This window comes from Enterobacter sp. BNK-29 (assembly GCF_048684785.1).
GTDB lineage: Bacteria > Pseudomonadota > Gammaproteobacteria > Enterobacterales > Enterobacteriaceae > Enterobacter > Enterobacter cloacae_M.
In genome coordinates this window covers 3,214,942-3,231,990 of record NZ_JBLQTU010000001.1, presented here as the reverse complement: position 1 = coordinate 3,231,990, position 17,049 = coordinate 3,214,942, and the positions used below count along the sequence as shown (strand labels likewise).

Below are 17,049 nucleotides of genomic sequence, written 5' to 3'. Positions count from 1 at the left end.
GAGAGGGAGCAAACCCAACAAACATCAACCACGGATCCGTAGGCCGGGTAAGGCGCAGCCGCCACCCGGCGCTTTTGACGTTATCCCAATATCTCCCTCAACACCGGCCCTATCTTCTCAAACGCCTGCGGTGAAATGATATCCACGTGGGCGCAGTCCTGGCTGTACACCTCAAGCTCCGCCACCCACGGCGCCCATGCGACCTGCGGATCCATCGTTCGCGTCCGCTCGGCGACGAACAGCGTCGCTTTGCCGTCAAAGCGCGCGCTGCGCGCCGTGGTCAGCAGCCGCACCGCGTCGGCGTAGTTGCCCTCGATAACGTTAAACAGCTCGCTGGAGCCCTGCCCCTGCTGGGCGGCGATAAATGCCTGACGCTCGCGTTCGATTTCCGCCAGTACCTCCGGGTCGAGGCCGTTGGCCTCTTTCTCCGACCAGTTCTGGGTTTCCGGCGGCCAGGTGTCCAGCAGGCCGAGGAAGGCCACCGCTTCACCCTGCTCGCGCAGACGGGCGGCAATACCCTCCGCCAGCGTGCCGCCGAGGGAATAGCCGAACAGGTAATACGGCCCCTGCGGCTGCTGCTTACGCAGCGTAGCCAGGTGATGCTCAATGACTCCATCCAGATCCGCACGCTGCTGCATCGGCCCTTCCGGACGCGGCGACTGAATGCCGACGATGGACCAGCGCGGGCTGAGGTAGCGCGCCAGCACGCTAAACTGCCAGGCAAAGCCGGAGGCGGGGTGGAAGCAGAACAGCGTCGGCCCGTCGCTTTCGCGCAGCGGCAGAAGGGTTTCATACCCCAGACGCTGCGCCTGTTCGTCGCTCATCTGCGAGTCCAGCAGCGCGCTGAGCTTGCTCACCGTGGAGGCGACCATAATCTGTCCCGGCGTAACCTTGCGCTCGAACGCGCGGCTAAGCTGTGCCGCCAGGCGCATCGCCAGCAGCGAGTGTCCGCCGAGGGCAAAGAAGTCGGCCTCAATGTCGTTGACCTCGCAGCCCAGCAGGGCGGAAAACGCCTGCGCGACGGCGACTTCGGTTGCCGACTGCGGCCGCCGCCCGGAGCTTTTGCTCGTCAGCTCCGGCAGCGGCAGCGCCTTGCGGTCAAGCTTGCCGTTCGCGCTGAGCGGCAGCGCGCTGATTTGCAGCAGCACCACCGGCACCATGTGCGGCGGCAGCTGGGCTTTGAGCGACGCCAGCAGCGCGTCGCGGTCCAGCGGTAAGCCGGATTCGGAGACGACGTATCCCACCAGCTGGCGGGCATCGCCGCCGGTGGCAGCCGCCTGGTTGAACACGCAGGCGTGGGCCACGGCCTGAGCCACGTCCGGCAGCGACAGCATCGCCCGGTCGATTTCGCCCAGCTCGATGCGCTGTCCGCGAATTTTTAACTGGTCATCGCTGCGGCCGAGATATTCCACCGCGCCGTTGTCCAGCCAGCGGGCAACGTCGCCGGTGCGGTACATCCGCTCGCCGGGGGCGAACGGGTCGGCAATAAAGCGGCTGGCGGTGAGGTCCGGACGGCCCAGATACCCCTGCGCCAGCTGAATGCCGGTGAGATACAGATCGCCCGCCACGCCGAACGGCACCGGGCGCATCATCGCGTCCAGAATGCGCAGCCCCGTGTTCCACACCGGGAAGCCGATCGGCACGCTGTTGCCTTCCACCGCCGCCAGCTCGGGGCCAAACGCCGGATACCAGCTGACGTCAACCGCCGCTTCGGTTGGGCCATAGAGGTTGTGCAGCGGCGCATGGGTCAACTGCTCCCACTCGCGGCACAGCTCGGTCGGCAGCGCTTCGCCGCTGCAGAACACCTGCTTAAGCGTCCTGCAGCAGTCGACGTTTTCCGGCGTCAGCGAGGCGACAAACGCCGCCAGCATCGACGGCACGAAGTGGGTAGTAGTCACGCCGTACCGGGCGAAGAAGCTCTGCATCGCCTGCGGGTCGCGGTGCGCGTCCGGCTCGGCCATCACCAGCTTCGCCCCGGCGATAAACGGCCACCAGAACTCCCACACCGACACGTCAAAGCTGCACGGCGTTTTCTGCGCCACCACGTCCGTCGCGTCCAGCGGGTAGTGGTCCTGCATCCACTTCAGGCGGTTAACGATGGCGGTATGGCCGACCATCACCCCTTTCGGACGCCCCGTCGAACCGGAGGTAAAGATGATGTACGCCGTCTGCTCCGGCTTAGCCAGGCGCAGCGGTTCAGCACCCGCAGCCGGTAAAAGGGTGTTGTAACTAAATGCACTAATCGGCAGATCGCTAAAGCGCGGGAGCTGCTCGTCAGTGGTAATGAGCAGGGACGGCTTCGCGTCCTCGAGCATCATCCTCAGGCGGTCGTCCGGGTAGCCGGTGTCGAGCGGCAGCCAGGCGGCACCGGCCTCGACGATGCCGTGCAGCGCCAGCGTCAGGAACACCGAGCGCGGCAGGGCCACCGCCACGCTGTCGCCCGGCTTCACGCCGCGCGCGCGCAGCAGGTTTGCCAGCGCGACCACCTGCTCGCGCATCTGACGATAGTTCAATTCGACGTTTGCATCCGCCAGCGCGGGGGCGTCCGGCGTTTTGCTCGCCTGCTCCGCCACCAGATCCGCCAGCGTGGTGGCCGGCAGCGCCAGTCCGGTATCGTTGATGCGCGCAAGCCTCTGGTATTCCTGCTCTGATACGGTTTCCACGTCGCCACAGCGCAGGTCCGGGTTGGCCGCAAACTGCATCAGCATCGCGTTCAGGCGCGCGACGTGACGGGAAAGCGTCGCTTCATCGTAACGCTGCTTACTGGCGAGGATCTCAATGCTCAATCCGCCCTGCTCGTCCGGGAACAGCGCCAGCTCCAGATCGTTCACCGGGCCGGTTGCCAGCGTATGGGTGATGGCCTCCACGCCGTCGATATCCAGCTGATAATCAAACACCTTCACGTTCAGCACCGGGCCAAACAGGGCTTCTTCGCCTGCGGCACGCCCGCTGTCGCGCACGATCTGCTCGGCGTCGTAGCGCTGATGGCGGCGCATTTTTTTCAGCTGATTGGCCAGGCGCAGCGCCAGCTCCGGCAGGCTCTCCTGCGGGTTGATATTCACCGCCAGCGGCAGGACGTTGAGCACCGGCCCGGTCGCGGTCAGCGCGGCGGAGCCCATGCGGCGCATAAAGATAAACCCGGCGGCGTAGTCCAGCCTTCCGGTCAGGCGGCCCAGCCACAGCGCCACCAGCGCAAGGGCCAGATCGGTACGCTGCGCCTGCCCTGCCGCCTGCGCAAGCTGGCTAAAGGCGCGACCGTCGGCGGTGACTTTCAGGCGCAGGATATCGGTGGTGGCGGCGCGTCCCGGCAGCGGCGCGGAAGAGAGCGAGACCGGAGAAGGAAGCTGCCTGCGCTGCTCCGCCCAGAAGGCGCCGTCGCGCTGATACGCCTCGCTGTCGCGATAGCGCTGATACTCCTCCACCACTTCGGCAAATGGCGTAAACGGAGATGCGGGCGTCGGTTCACCCTCTTTCCAGGCGGCGTAAATCGCGGCGATCTGGCGGGTAATGGCCGGGAAGCTGAAGCCATCCACCACCAGATGGTGATAGCGCTGATACCAGTACCAGTGGCTTTCCCCCACCTGAATCAGCTGGTGAAACACCAGCGGCTGCCCGCTGTCGATGCGCAGGTTCTGGTTAAGATCGGCCTCCATCAGCGCCACGGCGTCGTCGTGAGAGGCAACGCGAACGATGGACGGCTCCGGCAGAATGAGGGTGTCATCCACCCACTGCCACACCTCGCCGTTATCATCGGCAAAACGCATTCGCAGGGTATCGGCCTGCATCATGCCCTCAGCGATGGCTTTTGCCAGCAATGGCGCGTCGATATCGCCTTTCAGTTCGGTGTAGTGCGCCACGCTCCAGGCGTTTGGCAGGGAGGACAGCTGTTCCGCCATCCAGATACCCGGCTGGGCGGCAACGAGAGGAAGACGGTTCATGCGCTCCCCTCCGCAAAATGGGACGGTTCAAGCGTGCGCCAGTGCCCGGCCAGCCACTGCTGGCACGCCTCCTGAGACTGCGCCTCGTACACCACGCGCCACCCCGCCGGCAGTTCGCACTGCTGCGGCCACAGGCTGTACTGCCCCTGGTCGTTTTGCAAAATGGCGAACTGTCCCTGCGGATTATCGAAAGGATTGCTGAATTCCATACAGACTCCGTTATTGAATGAGCGGCTGCCAGAGGGTCATCAGCCCCTGCGTCAGCCCACCGCGCCAGCAAAGCGCATCGTGTCCGCCGTCAACCTGACTCCAGGTCACCTGCTGCGCGCGTAGTTCGGCATAAATCGCCTGATTGGCATTGAAAATCAGCGGCTCGTTGCGCCCGGCCTCGAGGACGATACGCAGCCCGCTCGCGGTCAGCTCACCGGCTCTGAGCTGTTCAATGAGGCGCCCTTCCTGCTGCCCACCGCGGTGCGGCCACCAGTACGAGCCGGACTGGCTCAGCACGCAGCCAAACCGCTGCGGCCAGCTGAGGCCAGCATAAAGTGAAGCGAGTCCGCCAAAGCTCTGGCCCGCCACCACGGTACGATCGGCGCGGTCGCTAAATGGCGCAATATTATTTACTTGAGGGAGAAGTTCTTCCTGTACCGCCAGCCAGAAATCGGGATTACAGGGCAATTCGCGGCTGCGGTGTTCCATGTCGATCGCATCGATTAATACGTAGACCGCAGGGGGCAGTTGGCACCCGTTGGTGAGCGACGCCAGCGCAGGCCAGACGGGCATACTTTCGGCCCAGAACTGCCCGTCGAGCAGCACCGCCATCGGGCGCTCGGGGCCGTCGTCCCCGGTGGTAAAAATCCACACGCGGCGACGGTTGTTGAGACGCTCGCTGTTCCACTCAATGCAGACCGGCTGGTGATACGGCGTATCGGGACGGTCCCAGCCGGGCTGAACGGGCGCATCCGGCATCTCAAGCGCCGAAACGGCATGACCGCGCCCGCCGCGCCAGCTCTGCGGATTCAGCGGGTCGGACACCGCGTGCGGCAGCAGCTTGCGCCAGCCTTCGCGCAGCGCCATGCGGTCCGGCAGTTCGCCTTCAAACACGGTATCGGCAAAATCGTTTTCATTTTCAGAAGGGATAAAACAGTAGCTCCCGCGCCACTCGGGGCTGAATTTGCCCTGCCACTGCCAGACGTCGGTATCCGGGATGCGCTCGAGGGACTGCGGGCGGGCATTTTGATGGTGATCGGTCACGCCGGTAACGTAGAGCCAGACGCGTTTGACCGATGAGGTTTTCTGCGTTCCTGCCGGATCCCGCCACCAGAAGGTGACGCGACAGTTCTCCTTCAGACGTTCCCATTCAGGTCCGTTTTTCGACTGCCACCACGCTTCACTTCCGGTTGTTAACGTCGTCACCCTTATAACCCCATGTTTAACAGACTTTTTTGTTTCAGAGCAAATTTTATTGATAATATTATTGATAACTATTTGCATTTGCAATAGCGTAATGCCCGCGCTGTGGGAAGCGCGCTCATTAAATAACCATAAAAGCGGGACGTACAATGAATAAGAAGATTCACTCTCTGGCCTTGCTGGTCAATTTAGGGATTTATGGTGTCGCGCTGCCCGCCGTGGCAGACGACAACACCGCCTCTGCGCAGCACGAAGACACCATGGTGATCACCGCCGCCGAGCAGAATTTACAGGCGCCGGGCGTGTCGACCATCACCGCCGACGAGATCCGCAAAAACCCGCCCGCGCGCGACGTGGCGGAAATCATCCGCACCATGCCGGGCGTTAACCTGACCGGGAACTCCACCAGCGGCCAGCGCGGAAACAACCGTCAGATTGACATTCGCGGCATGGGGCCGGAAAACACGCTGATCCTGATCGACGGCAAGCCGGTGACCAGCCGCAACTCTATTCGTCTGGGCTGGCGCGGCGAGCGAGACACCCGCGGCGATACCGGCTGGGTGCCGCCGGAGATGATCGAGCGCATCGAAGTGATCCGCGGTCCGGCCGCCGCGCGCTACGGCAACGGCGCGGCAGGCGGCGTGGTGAACATCATCACCAAAAAATTCGATGACCAGTGGCACGGCTCCTGGAACACCTACCTGAACGCGCCTGAGCATAAGGACGAAGGTTCCACCAAGCGCACCAACTTCAGCCTGAGCGGCCCGCTGGGCGGCGACTTCAGCTTCCGCATGTTCGGTAATCTCGATAAAACCCAGGCCGACGCGTGGGACATTAACCAGGGCCACCAGTCCGATCGTACCGGTGCCTACGCCAACACCCTGCCGGCTGGCCGTGAGGGCGTGGAAAACAAAGACATCAACGGCGTGGTGCGCTGGGACTTCGCGCCCATGCAGTCCCTGGAGTTTGAGGCGGGCTACAGCCGCCAGAACAACCTCTACGCGGGCGACACGCAGAACACCAACAACGACAGCGCGCTGGTGAAGAAGAATTACGGCAAAGAGACTAACCGGATCTATCGTCAGAACTTCGCGGTGACCTGGAACGGCGGCTGGGATAACGGCATCACCACCAGCAGCTGGGCACAGTACGAACACACCCGCAACTCCCGCCTGGGCGAAGGTCTGGCGGGCGGGACGGAAGGGTTATTCAACAGCAATAAATTCACCGACACCGACCTGGCCGACGTGATGCTGCACAGCGAGATCAACCTGCCGATTGATTTCCTCGTCAACCAGAACCTGACCCTGGGCACCGAGTGGAACCAGCAGCGCATGAAGGACTCCACCTCCTTCACGCAAACCCTGCAGGGCGGCACTATTCCGGGCATGAGCAACGACCGCAGCCCGTACACCTCGGCGGAGATTTTCTCCCTGTTCGCCGAAAACAACATGGAGCTGACCGACAGCACCATGCTGACCCCTGCCCTGCGCTTCGATCACCACACCATCGTCGGCAACAACTGGAGCCCATCCCTGAACCTGTCGCAAGGTCTGGGCGATGACTTCACGCTGAAGATGGGGATCGCGCGCGCCTATAAAGCGCCGAGCCTGTATCAGACCAACCCGAACTACCTGCTCTACAGCAAAGGCCAGGGCTGCTACGCCAGCTCGGACGGCGTGGGCTGCTACATGATGGGCAACGACGACCTGAAAGCGGAAACCAGCATCAACAAAGAGATTGGTCTGGAGTGGAAACGCGACGGCTGGCTGGCGGGCGTGACCTGGTTCCGCAACGACTATCGCGACAAGATTGAAGCGGGCTACGCGCCGATTGGCCATACCTCTTCCGGTAAAGTGCAGACGGATATATACCAGTGGGAAAACGTTCCGAAAGCGGTCGTCGAAGGGCTGGAAGGCTCCCTGAACGTGCCGGTCAGCGACACGATCAACTGGACCAACAACATCACCTATATGCTGCAGAGCAAAAACAAGGAGACCGGCGACCGTCTGTCGATCATTCCGGAGTACACGCTGAACTCGACCCTGAGCTGGCAGGTTCATCAGGACGTGTCGCTCCAGTCGACCTTTACCTGGTACGGCAAGCAGCAGCCGAAGAAGTACAACTACAAAGGTCAGCCGGTGACCGGGTCTGAGAAAGACGAAGTCAGCCCGTACAGCATCGTTGGCCTGAGCGCGACCTGGGATATGACCAAAAACGTTAGTCTGACCGGCGGCGTTGATAACGTCTTCGACAAACGCCAGTGGCGCGCGGGTAATGCCCAGACGACCGGAAATTCCACCACCGGTGCGTATATGTACGGTGCGGGAGCGTATACGTATAATGAGCCGGGCCGTACCTGGTACATGAGCGTGAATACGCGCTTCTAAGGTAAAAACAAAACGGCAACCCAGTTGCCGTTTTTAGTGTTTGCCCCCTCTCCCCGTGGGAGAGGGCCGGGGTGAGGGCGAGGTAAAAGCAAAACGGCAACCCCGTTGTCGTTTTTAGTGTTTGCTCCCTCTCCCTGTGGGAGAGGGACGGGGTGAGGGCATCAGGCCGCACAATTCTGAAGGGAAAAACATGCACATAACCCACACCACGTTCATTCTTGCCGGCCACCCCGTCCACCACGTCACCTTCGACCCCACCACCTTCACCGATGCCGATCTCCTCTGGCTCCCCCACCACGCAGAGCTTTCAAACGCCGGACGCAAACGCAAAGCCGAGCATCTGGCAGGCCGCATCGCCGCCGCGCATGCGCTCGGTGCGATAAATGAACGCGCGATCCCCGGCATCGGTCCCAGCGGCGAACCGCTCTGGCCGAAAGGGGTTTCGGGGAGCATTACCCACAGCGGCACGCAGGCGATGGCGGTTGTCGTCCGTCATCCAGATGCGCTCGTAGGTATTGATTGCGAAGCCATTCTTCCAGACCACGAAGCCCGCGAAATCCAGGACGGCATCATTGATGCGCAGGAGGCGATGTGCCTGACGCACTCGGGCTACCCTTTTGCGCTGGCATTGACGCTCGCTTTTAGCGCCAAAGAGAGTTTGTTTAAAGCCCTCTTCCCGCAGGTAAAAATTTACATGGGGTTTGAGTGTGCGAGAGTCACAGAGTTAACGGAAAAAACAATCACGCTGGCGCTTTCGCACCCTGCTGGAGACTATCCTGAAGGTAAACGCTTCACCCTCGTCTGGCAGCATAATGATGAGAACGTGTGGACGCTGCTAAATGCCTGATGGCGCTGCGCTTATCAGGCCTACGGTAAACCGGTTTTGTAGGCCGGGTAAGGCATCGCCGCCACCCGGCCTGAGGGCGACGGCGATGCCTTTATAGGTATTCAGCTCAAATCTCAGACATCCGGGAACATCACGCTATTTCCCGGCGCCTCCCTGTGCAGATGGATAAAGTTCAGGTGCCGTTCATACTGGTCCAGAATGTCCGTAATCACCTGCTCCTTGCTGTAGTCCATCAAATCATTCCCCTGGCTCCCTTCCAGCAGGAAGGTCTCAAGCCGGTAGTAGGTCGATTTCCCGCTGCGCGCCCGGTAGGTAAACCCGGGTACTGAATACTGCTGCGGCCAGATCTGATAAACAAAGTTCTGCTCGTCGCCCATATGCACCAGCAGATCCAGGTGCCCCAGGGTCTCTCCCTCCTCCGGCGGCAGGTTTTTCAGCTCCACGTAGGCCCCACGCAGCTTCAGCTCCTGCGCGACCTCTTCCATCGCCGGGAAGCAGACCGTCTCCATCATCTGTTTGGTGTAGCGCGTGCCCGGGTAGTTCATCAGGCGCGAAAGGCGTTTCTTCCAGCTCAGCCTGTCCTGCGCGCCCATCGGACGCGGCGCGGTGTCGCGGCTGGCGCTGACGCGGCGGTAGTCTTCCACCTTGAGCGATTTATACAGCCCGGCCATCACGAAGAAGATAACGAAGCTGAACGGCAGGCCCATGATCACCGTGGTGTTCTGCAGCGCCGAAATGCCGTTGGTCATCAGCATGCCGAGCGTCAGCAGGCCGATGGCGATGGACCAGAAGATGCGCAGCCAGTTCGGCGCATCGCTGTTGATGTCCTTCAGCTTCGAGGTGAAGTTGCCCAGCACCAGCGCGCCGGAATCCGCCGAGGTGACGTAGAACAGCAGGCCGGTGATGGTCGCCACGGAGGCGCTAAAGGTAAACGCCGGGTACTGCGCCAGCAGGCTGTAGAAGCCGCGCTCCGGGTGCGCCATCGCTTCCTGCGCGAAGGTTGCATTGCCATGGATGATCTCGTGCAGCGCGCTGTTGCCGAAAATCGACAGCCACAGCAGGGTAAAGGTGAACGGGATAATCAGCGTGCCCATCACAAACTGGCGGATGGTGCGGCCACGAGAAATACGCGCCAGGAACAGGCCGACAAACGGCGACCACGCCACCCACCACGCCCAGAAGAACAGCGTCCAGTTGTTCATCCACTCCACCGGACGGTCAAAGGCGAAGCTGTTCAGCGTCATGCCCATAAAGCGGTTCACGTAGTCGCCCACGTTGAGTACTAAGGCATTGAGCAGGAACGAGGTATCGCCCATAAACAGCACGAACAGGATCAGGCCCAGCGCCAGCGCCACGTTCAGCTCAGAGAGCACGCGGATGCCTTTATCGACGCCCGACGTCACCGAAATGGTGGCGATAATGACGGAGAGCGCAATCAGCGCCGCTTTGGCCGCCATCGAATCCGGGATATCAAACAGCACGCTCAGCCCGTAGTTGAGCTGCACCACGCCTATCCCGAGCGTCGTCGCGATACCAAAGATGGTGCCGATCACCGCCGCGATATCCACGCTGTGGCCAATCGGGCCGTTAATCTTTTTACCGAAGATCGGGTACAGCGCGGAGCGGATGGTGAGAGGTAAATTATAACGATAGCTAAAGTATCCGAGCGCCATGCCCATCAGGGCGTACATCGACCAGCCCGTAAGGCCGTAGTGGAACAGCGTCCAGACCATCGCCTGGCGCGCGGCCTCCATCGTCTGCCCCGCCCCTTCCGGCGGCTGCATATACTGCGTAACCGGTTCCGCCACGGAGAAGAACATCAGATCGATGCCGATGCCCGCGGCAAACAGCATCGCGGCCCAGCTCAGCAGGCTGAACTCGGGCTTGGACTGCTCAGGCCCGAGCTTCACCGAGCCGAAGCGCGAGCAGGCAATGCAGACCACGAAGACGATATAGAGCGTCGCGGCCAGCAGATAGTACCAGCCGAAGGTCTTCGACACCCAGTTCAGGGTGCGCCCAATCCACTCGGCAGAAAAATCACGAAAGAAGATGGTCGTCAGGGAAAACAACAAAATCAGCCCGGCGGACGTATAAAAAACGACCGGGTTGATTTTGTCTTTTTCTCTGTCTTGTGAAAGGTCTGTCATCCAGTATCCCCACTGTTTTTGTAACTATTGAAATCCAAATCCGCAACAATTAAGACACATTTTATATTGAACGTCCAATCAAAAACCGCTTTAATGTATTACCAACGCTGATGAATGGAGTGGCAAAAATGCCCAAAGTGGGGATGCAGCCGATCCGGCGCAGGCAGCTTATCGACGCCACGCTGGAAGCAATAAATGAAGTGGGAATGCATGACGCGACGATCGCGCAGATCGCCCGTCGGGCGGGCGTTTCCACGGGGATCATCAGTCACTACTTTAAAGACAAAAACGGTCTGCTGGAAGCGACCATGCGCGACATCACCGGCCAGCTGCGCGACGCGGTTTTGAGCCGCTTACGCGCCCTTCCGGACGGCAGCGCGGAGCAGCGCCTGCAGGCGATTGTCGGCGGCAATTTTGATGAAACCCAGACCAGCGGCGCGGCAATGAAGGCCTGGCTGGCCTTCTGGGCGAGCAGCATGCACCAGCCGATGCTCTACCGCCTGCAGCAGGTGAGCAGCCGTCGCTTGTTGTCAAACCTGGTGTACGAGTTCCGCCGTGAGCTGCCGCGCGAACAGGCCGAAGAGGCGGGCTACGGCCTGGCGGCGCTGATCGACGGGTTGTGGCTACGCGCCGCGCTGAGCGGCAAGCCGCTGGATAAAACCCTGGCGCAGTCGCTCACCAGCCACTTTATCAGCCAGCATTTACCGACCGAATAACCGAGGAGAATTTATGTCCCGAATGGCAGAACAGCAGCTTTATATCAATGGTGGTTATACCTCCGCCACCAGCGGTCGCACCTTCGAGACCATCAACCCGGCCAACGGTGAAGTTCTGGCGAGCGTACAGGCCGCCGGACGCGAAGACGTCGATCGCGCCGTCGAAAGCGCAAAACGCGGGCAAAAAATCTGGGCGGCGATGACCGCCATGGAGCGCTCGCGCGTTCTGCGTCGCGCCGTCGATATCCTGCGCGAGCGCAACGATGAGCTGGCGAAGCTGGAAACCCTCGACACCGGTAAAGCGTATTCCGAAACCTCCACCGTCGATATCGTCACCGGCGCGGACGTGCTGGAGTACTACGCGGGGCTGATCCCGGCGCTGGAAGGCAGCCAGATCCCGTTGCGTGAGACCTCGTTCGTCTACACCCGCCGCGAGCCGCTGGGCGTAGTGGCGGGCATCGGCGCGTGGAACTACCCGATCCAGATCGCCCTGTGGAAATCCGCCCCGGCGCTGGCGGCCGGCAACGCAATGATCTTCAAGCCGAGCGAGGTGACGCCGCTCACCGCCCTGAAGCTCGCAGAAATCTACACCGAAGCGGGCCTGCCGGACGGCGTGTTTAACGTCCTGCCGGGCGTGGGCGCGGAGACCGGCCAGTACCTGACCGAGCATCCGGGCATCGCGAAAGTCTCCTTCACCGGCGGCGTCGCCAGCGGCAAAAAGGTGATGGCCAACTCGGCGGCCTCGTCCCTGAAAGAGGTGACGATGGAGCTGGGCGGTAAATCTCCGCTGATCGTTTTCGACGACGCCGATCTGGATCTCGCGGCAGACATCGCCATGATGGCGAACTTCTTCAGCTCCGGCCAGGTGTGCACCAACGGCACCCGCGTGTTCGTGCCCGCGAAATTCAAGGCCGCGTTCGAGCAGAAAATCGTCGAGCGCGTGGGCCGCATCCGCGCGGGCGATCTGTTCGATGAACGCACCAACTTCGGCCCGATGGTCAGCTTCCCGCACCGCGACAGCGTGCTGCGCTACATCGCCAAAGGCAAAGAGGAAGGCGCGCGCGTGCTGTGCGGCGGCGACGTGCTGAAGGGCGAAGGCTTCGACAACGGCGCGTGGGTTGCCCCGACCGTGTTCACCGACTGCACCGACGAGATGACCATCGTGCGCGAAGAGATATTCGGCCCGGTGATGTCCATCCTCACCTATGAAAGCGAAGAAGAAGCGATCCGCCGCGCCAACGACACCGACTACGGTCTGGCGGCGGGCATCGTCACTGCCGACCTGAACCGCGCGCACGGCGCCATTCATCAGCTCGAAGCGGGCATCTGCTGGATCAACACCTGGGGTGAATCCGCCGCAGAAATGCCGGTCGGCGGCTACAAACACTCCGGCATTGGCCGCGAGAACGGCGTGATGACGCTCCAGAGCTACACCCAGGTGAAGTCCATCCAGGTTGAGATGGGTAAATTCCAGTCCATATTTTAACCGGGAGGTTTATTTGCAATTTGACTACATCATTATCGGGGCCGGCTCTGCCGGCAACGTACTGGCAACGCGACTGACTGAAGATCCGAACACCACCGTCCTGCTGCTTGAGGCGGGCGGGCCGGACTACCGCTTTGACTTCCGCACCCAGATGCCCGCCGCGCTGGCGTTTCCGCTGCAGGGCAAGCGCTACAACTGGGCGTATGAAACCGAACCAGAGCCTTACATGAACAACCGCCGCATGGAGTGCGGACGCGGTAAAGGGCTGGGCGGCTCGTCGCTGATCAACGGCATGTGCTACATCCGCGGTAACGCGATGGATCTCGACAACTGGGCCAAAGAATCTGGCCTTGAGCACTGGAGCTACCTCAACTGCCTGCCCTACTACCGCAAGGCGGAGACGCGCGACGTGGGGCCGAACGACTATCACGGCGGCGACGGTCCGGTGAGCGTCACCACCTCTAAGCCGGGCGTGAACCCGCTGTTTGAGGCGATGGTGGAGGCGGGCGTGCAGGCGGGCTACCCGCGCACCGACGATCTCAACGGCTATCAGCAGGAAGGCTTCGGCCCGATGGACCGCACTGTCACGCCGCAGGGCCGACGCGCCAGCACCGCGCGCGGCTATCTGGACCAGGCCAAAAAGCGCCAGAACCTGACCATCCGCACCTACGCCATGACCGATCATATTATTTTTGACGGCAAGCGCGCGGTGGGCGTCGAGTGGCTGGAGGGCGAAAGCACTATCCCGTCCAGAGCGACGGCGAATAAAGAGGTGCTGCTGTGCGCAGGTGCCATTGCCTCCCCGCAGATCCTCCAGCGCTCCGGCGTAGGCAGCGCGGAGCTGCTGAAGCAGTTCGATATTCCACTGGTGCACGACCTGCCCGGCGTGGGCGAAAACCTGCAGGATCACCTGGAGATGTACCTCCAGTACGAATGCAAAGAGCCGGTCTCCCTCTACCCTGCCCTGCAGTGGTGGAACCAGCCGAAGATTGGCGCCGAGTGGCTGTTTGGCGGCACCGGCGTGGGCGCGAGCAACCACTTCGAAGCGGGCGGTTTTATCCGCAGCCGCGAAGAGTTCGAATGGCCGAACATTCAGTACCACTTCCTGCCGGTAGCGATTAACTACAACGGTTCGAACGCGGTAAAAGAGCACGGCTTCCAGTGCCACGTTGGCTCCATGCGCTCCCCGAGCCGCGGGCACGTGCGCATCAAGTCCCGCGATCCGCACCAGCATCCGGCGATCCTGTTCAACTATATGTCACACGAGCAGGACTGGCAGGAGTTCCGCGACGCTATCCGCATCACCCGCGAGATCATGCACCAGCCCGCGCTGGACAAATATCGCGGTCGCGAAATCAGCCCGGGCGTCGAATGCCAGACCGACGAACAGCTGGACGAGTTCGTGCGCAACCACGCGGAAACCGCCTTCCACCCGTGCGGCACCTGCAAGATGGGCTATGACGAGATGGCGGTGGTCGACGGCGAAGGCCGCGTTCACGGGCTGGAAGGGCTGCGCGTGGTGGATGCGTCGATCATGCCGCAGATCATCACCGGCAACCTGAACGCCACCACTATTATGATTGGCGAAAAAATTGCCGACGCGATCCGCGGGCGCGAGCCGCTGGCGAAGAGCACGGCGGCGTATTATGTGGCGAACGGGGCACCGGTTCGACGCTGAGGGTATTTCCCCTCCCCTTAACCCTCTTCCATACGGGAGAGGGATCCCCACAAAATAATGCCTGCACCGACGGCCCCCTCTCCCTTGAGGGAGAGGGCTGGGGTGAGGGGGAACATACGGCTGTGGTGGTCATTCCGTTCACTTGACGTTCCTTGCCACTCTGTAACGGCGTAACTTGTGAACGTGTCAGGGCGGCTCAATCGCCACCGCCCTGGCAACCCGGGCTCCCGGCGGTAAATCGCCGCTTCGCGGTGCCCTCAGCTTATTCCTTCAGGCTATCGGGTCGGGCATGAGCCTGCATCCCTGCAGGCCACGCCCTCTCGGCGCATCCCTGCGCCTCGCCCCGGCCTTACGGAAACGCTTCGGCGATTTACAGCCGGACCAGGACATCGCTGCAAGGCATTCATTTTCCTGAGGCAACATTCATCGCTTCAGGTTAAAAAATGACTGGGGATCTTTCACTCCATACGGGAGAGTGAGTTTATGTCCACGCCCAAAATTTATTTTCATTTGCCTGCATCCAGTTTCCCCCCTGCCCTCGTATGTGAGTATGTGAGCAACGCCTTTGCTCCTTAATCCGAGGATAAATGATGAAAAAGCTACTCAGTGTTGCATTCGTATCCAGCGCTTTACTCTTCTGTGCAGGCGCATCAGCGGCCATGACGTCAGGCTCCGTGATGGTGGGCGGAGCGGAAATGTTCCCGAGCAAAAACATTGTTGAAAACGCCGTGAACTCAAAAGATCACACCACGCTGGTGGCGGCGGTCAAAGCGGCCGGGCTGGTGGATACGCTCCAGAGTAAAGGGCCATTCACCGTCTTTGCGCCCACCGATGCGGCGTTTGCGAAATTGCCTGCGGGTACGGTCGACAATCTGGTGAAGCCGGAAAATAAAGCGCTGCTCACCAGTATCCTGACCTATCACGTGATCGCCGGTAATTACGATATGAAAGCGCTGGAGCAGAAAATTAAACAGGGCGGCGGCCACGCGGAGCTGAAAACCGTTAACGGTCAACCGCTGTGGATCATGAGTAACGGCCCGCACAATATTCAGCTCAAGGATGGTAAAGGCAACGTGGCGAATATCAGCACCTATGACGTCCATCAGAAAAATGGCGTGATCGATGTGATTGATACCGTCCTGATGCCTAAGTAGTTGTCTATACTTCGGAAGTGTGACGTTGCCTTCCGGGAAAAACATGGATAACGCGTTGGCTGAACAGCAGTTGAAATTAATGCAGGCGGTCGCTAACGGCGATCGCCGCGCATTTGAACAACTTTACCGACTCACATCGCCTCACCTGTTTGCCGTCGCGCTGCGCATGCTACGCCATCGCGCCTGGGCAGAAGAGATCCTTCACGACTGTTTTGTCACCGTCTGGAGTAAAGCCGAAACCTATAACGCCGCCCTGAGCTCTCCGATGACCTGGCTTACGCATATTGTTCGCAACCGCTGTATTGACTGGCTGCGCAGCGGGCAAACCCGGGCTGCCGCCCGCGAGGAGTCGTATTCGGAAGATATTCTGCTGAGCGAAAGCGATGAGCAAAACAACTGGCACGACGACGCGCAGGCAGCACGGCTCAGGCATTGTCTGGATCATCTGAGTCATGAACAGCGTCAAAGCATTACGCTCGCCTACTATCAGGGCATGTCCCACAGCGACATTGCCGACTGGCTCCAGCAGCCCGTGGGCTCGGTAAAAAGCTGGATCCGCCGCGCGATGGATCATCTTCGGGAGTGCGTGGGCCTATGAATGACAGCGAAAAACGCGATGACATGCTGGCTGCGGAATATGCCCTCGGTACCCTGCGCGGAGGGGCGCGGCTTCAGTTCCAGAAAAGGCTTGCCGCGGAGCCCGGTCTGGCCGCCCGCGTGGCGTACTGGCAGGAGACGTTCAGCACGCTCGACAGTCATCTCGCGCCCGTTAACCCACCCGAGACGGTGTGGAAGAGAATCGCCCTCGATCTGCCACCGAAAAAGCCTTTGCGTCAAAGCCGGCCCTATCTCGGCTGGATGGTCGCGGCCGGCCTCGCCGCCGTTACCGTCGTGACCTGGTATTCCACCCGCACGCCGGAACTCGCACCGCTGATGGTGCTCAACGATGCCCAACAGCACGGGCAATGGATCGTCAGTGCGGACAGCCGCCGCCAGTATCTGAGCATCACCCCTCTCAGACCGAACGCTGTCGCGGCGCAAAATAGCCTGCAGCTTTGGCTTATTCCTGCCGGGAAGGCCCCGATATCCCTTGGGCTGCTGCAAAGTGATATACCGACTGATGTTGCCCTCAGGAACAACACCCTTACCCCTGACGCGATGATAGCCATAAGCCTTGAACCTAAAGGGGGATCACCCACAGGTCAACCCACCGGCCCCGTGCTGTACAGCGGCAAGATTTAATCCTCCGGCCTTGTTCGCAGGGCCGCGCGCCTCTTAAT

At 61.0% G+C, this 17,049-nt stretch carries 12 protein-coding genes; 8 read left to right on the top strand and 4 right to left on the bottom strand.

The window, feature by feature from the left end; translation table 11 throughout:
- Positions 1-80: 80 nt before the first annotated feature.
- Genes entF through fes form a run of 3 tightly spaced genes read right to left on the bottom strand, consistent with a single transcriptional unit; the run spans position 81 to position 5,354 of the window.
- Entirely contained in the window at positions 81-3,938 is a 3,858-nt protein-coding gene (entF, locus tag ACMGGX_RS15375; protein ID WP_420298570.1) for an enterobactin non-ribosomal peptide synthetase EntF, read from the bottom strand.
- Complete coding sequence (locus ACMGGX_RS15370) at positions 3,935-4,147, bottom strand: MbtH family protein (protein ID WP_181594566.1); 213 nt, start codon at positions 4,145-4,147, stop codon at positions 3,935-3,937. Before ACMGGX_RS15370 ends, entF begins: the two co-directional genes overlap by 4 nt.
- Before the next feature lie 10 nt (positions 4,148-4,157).
- The gene (gene fes, locus ACMGGX_RS15365) at positions 4,158-5,354 is read right to left on the bottom strand and encodes an enterochelin esterase (protein ID WP_420298569.1); all 1,197 of its coding nucleotides are present in this window, start codon (positions 5,352-5,354) and stop codon (positions 4,158-4,160) included.
- A 146-nt stretch (positions 5,355-5,500) separates the two neighbouring features.
- On the opposite strand from fes, the gene ACMGGX_RS15360 reads away from it, so the two are divergent.
- Both ACMGGX_RS15360 and entD read left to right on the top strand, forming a co-directional pair.
- Positions 5,501-7,741: a TonB-dependent siderophore receptor gene (locus ACMGGX_RS15360; RefSeq protein ID WP_181594564.1), complete on the top strand. Its 2,241-nt coding sequence runs from the start codon at positions 5,501-5,503 to the stop codon at positions 7,739-7,741.
- 190 nt (positions 7,742-7,931) lie between these two features.
- Positions 7,932-8,588 carry an enterobactin synthase subunit EntD gene (gene entD, locus ACMGGX_RS15355; protein ID WP_420298568.1) on the top strand — a complete coding sequence of 219 codons (657 nt, stop codon included), beginning with the start codon at positions 7,932-7,934 and terminating at the stop codon, positions 8,586-8,588.
- Between the two features lie 113 nt (positions 8,589-8,701).
- Here entD and betT read toward each other — a convergent pair whose 3' ends face one another.
- A complete protein-coding gene (betT, locus tag ACMGGX_RS15350) occupies positions 8,702-10,735 on the bottom strand; it encodes a choline BCCT transporter BetT (protein WP_023310695.1) in 2,034 nt (677 codons plus the stop codon).
- Between the two features lie 128 nt (positions 10,736-10,863).
- Between betT and betI the strand changes: the two genes are divergently transcribed.
- From betI to ACMGGX_RS15320, 6 genes are all read left to right on the top strand, one after another.
- A complete protein-coding gene (gene betI, locus ACMGGX_RS15345) occupies positions 10,864-11,451 on the top strand; it encodes a transcriptional regulator BetI (protein ID WP_032662864.1) in 588 nt (195 codons plus the stop codon).
- 13 nt (positions 11,452-11,464) lie between these two features.
- Positions 11,465-12,937: a betaine-aldehyde dehydrogenase gene (gene betB, locus ACMGGX_RS15340; protein ID WP_181594562.1), complete on the top strand. Its 1,473-nt coding sequence runs from the start codon at positions 11,465-11,467 to the stop codon at positions 12,935-12,937.
- Between the two features lie 13 nt (positions 12,938-12,950).
- Positions 12,951-14,615 carry a choline dehydrogenase gene (betA, locus tag ACMGGX_RS15335; protein ID WP_420298567.1) on the top strand — a complete coding sequence of 555 codons (1,665 nt, stop codon included), beginning with the start codon at positions 12,951-12,953 and terminating at the stop codon, positions 14,613-14,615.
- A 590-nt stretch (positions 14,616-15,205) separates the two neighbouring features.
- Entirely contained in the window at positions 15,206-15,769 is a 564-nt protein-coding gene (locus ACMGGX_RS15330; RefSeq protein WP_063439670.1) for a fasciclin domain-containing protein, read from the top strand.
- 43 nt (positions 15,770-15,812) lie between these two features.
- Entirely contained in the window at positions 15,813-16,367 is a 555-nt protein-coding gene (locus ACMGGX_RS15325; RefSeq protein ID WP_047650524.1) for an RNA polymerase sigma factor, read from the top strand.
- Complete coding sequence (locus ACMGGX_RS15320) at positions 16,364-17,011, top strand: anti-sigma factor (protein ID WP_420298762.1); 648 nt, start codon at positions 16,364-16,366, stop codon at positions 17,009-17,011. Before ACMGGX_RS15325 ends, ACMGGX_RS15320 begins: the two co-directional genes overlap by 4 nt.
- The last annotated feature ends 38 nt before the right edge of the window (positions 17,012-17,049 follow it).

What these genes read in the sequence shown, in the direction of transcription:
- entF (WP_420298570.1), bottom strand. Translation starts at nt 3,938, where the DNA reads ATGAACCGTCTTCCTCTCGTTGCCGCCCAGCCGGGTATCTGGATGGCG.
- ACMGGX_RS15370 (WP_181594566.1), bottom strand. Translation starts at nt 4,147, where the DNA reads ATGGAATTCAGCAATCCTTTCGATAATCCGCAGGGACAGTTCGCCATT.
- ACMGGX_RS15360 (WP_181594564.1), top strand. Translation starts at nt 5,501, where the DNA reads ATGAATAAGAAGATTCACTCTCTGGCCTTGCTGGTCAATTTAGGGATT.
- entD (WP_420298568.1), top strand. Translation starts at nt 7,932, where the DNA reads ATGCACATAACCCACACCACGTTCATTCTTGCCGGCCACCCCGTCCAC.
- betT (WP_023310695.1), bottom strand. Translation starts at nt 10,735, where the DNA reads ATGACAGACCTTTCACAAGACAGAGAAAAAGACAAAATCAACCCGGTC.
- betI (WP_032662864.1), top strand. Translation starts at nt 10,864, where the DNA reads ATGCCCAAAGTGGGGATGCAGCCGATCCGGCGCAGGCAGCTTATCGAC.
- betB (WP_181594562.1), top strand. Translation starts at nt 11,465, where the DNA reads ATGTCCCGAATGGCAGAACAGCAGCTTTATATCAATGGTGGTTATACC.
- ACMGGX_RS15330 (WP_063439670.1), top strand. Translation starts at nt 15,206, where the DNA reads ATGAAAAAGCTACTCAGTGTTGCATTCGTATCCAGCGCTTTACTCTTC.
- ACMGGX_RS15325 (WP_047650524.1), top strand. Translation starts at nt 15,813, where the DNA reads ATGGATAACGCGTTGGCTGAACAGCAGTTGAAATTAATGCAGGCGGTC.
- ACMGGX_RS15320 (WP_420298762.1), top strand. Translation starts at nt 16,364, where the DNA reads ATGAATGACAGCGAAAAACGCGATGACATGCTGGCTGCGGAATATGCC.